The following is a 2,807-nucleotide window of genomic DNA, read 5'->3' on the forward strand; positions in this document are numbered from 1 at the left end:
GAGCTTATCGACACACTATGAGTTCGATATTGAGGCGAGCTGGGAAAGCTTGCCCGAGGCAATCCGTCAGATCGTGCTTTATGGTTCTGGCGATGTCGAGATTCCCTTTTTCTATTTGAATGAAAACGGTCGCAGCACCGTCAAACGCCATGCCTTCGAAGGCGTGATTCCAAATCTGGAGCGTCGCTGGAAGGAAACAGACTCCTCGGCCGTGCGCGAAGAGCTCGGCAAATATCGCGCCGTTCAAACATGTCCTGAATGCCATGGTTCACGCCTGCGCGCCGAAGCCCGTCATGTGCGCATTGGCGATGAACGCATCGCGCCACCCAAACGCCTGCTTGACACGCCTGAAGGCCGTAACTGGCAAGAGCAGGGGCTCGCGATTTACGAAGTCGAGGCTCAGCCACTCTCGACCTGCCTGAAATGGTTTCAAGACCTCAAGCTGACCGGCGCACGCGCGGAAATCGCTCAGCGTATTGTCCGCGAGATCGAAGCGCGTCTGAGCTTTCTCAACAATGTGGGCCTGAACTATCTGTCCCTTGATCGCAGTGCCGATACGATCTCGGGGGGCGAAGCACAACGTATCCGTCTAGCCAGCCAGATCGGTTCTGGCCTGACAGGCGTGATGTATGTGCTGGACGAACCCTCGATTGGTCTGCATCAGCGCGACAACGATAGACTGATCGCCACACTGCATCATCTGCGCGACCTGGGTAACAGTGTCATTGTGGTCGAGCACGATGAAGACATGATTCGCCAAGCCGACTGGGTCGTCGACATGGGCCCGGGCGCGGGTGAGCACGGTGGCCAAATCGTCGCGCAAGGCACCCCTGCGCAAATCGAACAAAATCCTGCATCACTCACTGGTCAGTACATGAGTGGCGTCCAAAAGATCGCTGTCCCCACGCGCCGCCCGCTCGAGGCCGAACAAAAATGGCTTGAGCTGACAGGCTGCTCAGGTAACAACCTCAAATCAGTGGATCTGCGGATTCCGGCAGGCAAGTTTGTCTGCATCTCTGGCGTTTCCGGCTCGGGTAAATCCACGCTGATCAACGACACGCTTGCAATCGTCATGTCGCGCGCACTGCACCATGCGCAAGCCGAGCCTGCACCCTACACAGCGCTCAATGGTTTGGAGCATTTCGATAAGATCATCAGCGTAGACCAGAGCCCGATCGGCCGCACACCGCGCAGCAATCCCGCAACTTACACCGGTATGTTCACACCGATTCGCGAGTTATTTGCGGGAGTTCCGGAGGCGCGATCACGCGGTTACGATCCGGGTCGCTTCAGCTTCAACGTCAAGGGCGGGCGCTGTGAAGCCTGCCAGGGCGATGGCGTCGTCAAAGTCGAGATGCATTTTTTACCGGACATGTACGTCCCCTGCGATGTTTGCATGGGCAAACGCTACAACAGAGAAACACTCGAGATCCGCTACCGCGGCCGAAACATCCACGAAGTGCTCGAACTGACGGTTGAACAAGCACTGACATATTTCGAAGCCGTGCCCGCCGTGGCGCGCAAGTTGCAAACCTTGATGGATGTCGGCCTTTCGTATCTGAGGCTCGGACAAAGCGCCACCACACTCTCGGGTGGCGAAGCGCAACGCGTCAAATTATCCCTGGAGCTGTCCAAACGCAGTACAGGCCAGACACTCTACATTCTGGACGAACCCACCACGGGTCTGCATTTTCACGACATCGCACTCCTGTTGCGCGTGCTGAATCAACTCGTCGAGGCAGGCAACACGGTGGTGGTGATTGAACACAATCTCGATGTCATCAAAACCGCCGACTGGGTCATCGATATGGGCCCGGAGGGTGGCAATGGTGGTGGACAAATTGTGGCGCAAGGCACGCCCGAAGTGATCGCTCAAACAACATCGAGCCACACCGGGCATTACCTTGGCAAGGTTTTAGCGCTCAGGAAAAAAGCTTAGGGCAAGCCAAGCAAGCGCAGTGGCACCGCTGAGCTGGACGGACACACACCTGTCTCTTGCAAGGGCAAGGTTGAGTTACAGATGTGCGCCTCTGCGAAACGATCGGCGGGATACGCACGACCGACATCAGCCTCCGTACCGGGCATCTGTCTGCCGTCCCAATATCCCCACGCGACATTGATCGAAGTGGATTGACGGCAGCCGCCCTGAGTCTGCGCATCGCAGGCATTGAACAATGCCGTCAACGCTTGGCCTGCGGAAGGGTGACCACAAACAGCCGCTTGCGTTTGCAAAACGCCCCCGCCTTGCACACTGCCTTGCGATGAAACCACGGTCGCCAGCCAGCCCGGCGAACAATAGTTGTCAAAAGAAACCTTGGGCGCGAGGCTTGCGCTCGTCGACAAGTAATAGGCCTGAACCTGACTACTCACCTCGCGACCGGGCCGGGTATCGGCAAAGCCCATGAAACATTGATTCCTGACCCCCATGGCATTCGCCTGACAGACCTGAACAAGTGCCAATCGATGATCCCCCTCTGGGAGAGAACCACCCGAGCTCACCGCGGCGGCGGTAGTGGGCATCTGGTCCTGTGAAGAAGTCCAGGCGGGTGCCGTGGGCGCCGGATTGGTCGGGAATCTGGTCGCATAATTAGTCTGCGTGTCCTGCGGCGCTGGTGGAGGCACAGCGGCGTTGGCATCGAAGCTGGACGTTGGGGGCGCCACAGGAATCGCGACTGGCGCGCTTGGCGCACTGTCGCGCTCAACTGTTCTGATCGGTGCGGCGGCTTGTTGTGCGCAACCGGACAACAAAGCCATGCCCGCCATACTGACTGCTAAAACATACATACGCGTGGATGTCATAACGTTCT

General features: G+C 57.7%; 1 protein-coding gene and 1 pseudogene. One reads left to right on the forward strand and one right to left on the reverse strand.

Annotated elements, in window-relative coordinates; all coding sequences use genetic code 11:
• A partial coding sequence (gene uvrA, locus QWY30_RS15770; protein ID WP_290242634.1) for an excinuclease ABC subunit UvrA occupies window positions 1-1,939 on the forward strand: 1,939 nt, incomplete at its 5' end.
• On the opposite strand, the pseudogene QWY30_RS15775 reads toward uvrA, so the two are convergent.
• Window positions 1,936-2,807 (reverse strand): annotated as a pseudogene (locus tag QWY30_RS15775) (hypothetical protein); the annotation flags it as partial. The gene uvrA and the pseudogene QWY30_RS15775 overlap by 4 nt on opposite strands.

The organism is Zwartia panacis (assembly GCF_030410395.1).
Classification (GTDB): domain Bacteria; phylum Pseudomonadota; class Gammaproteobacteria; order Burkholderiales; family Burkholderiaceae_B; genus Zwartia; species Zwartia panacis.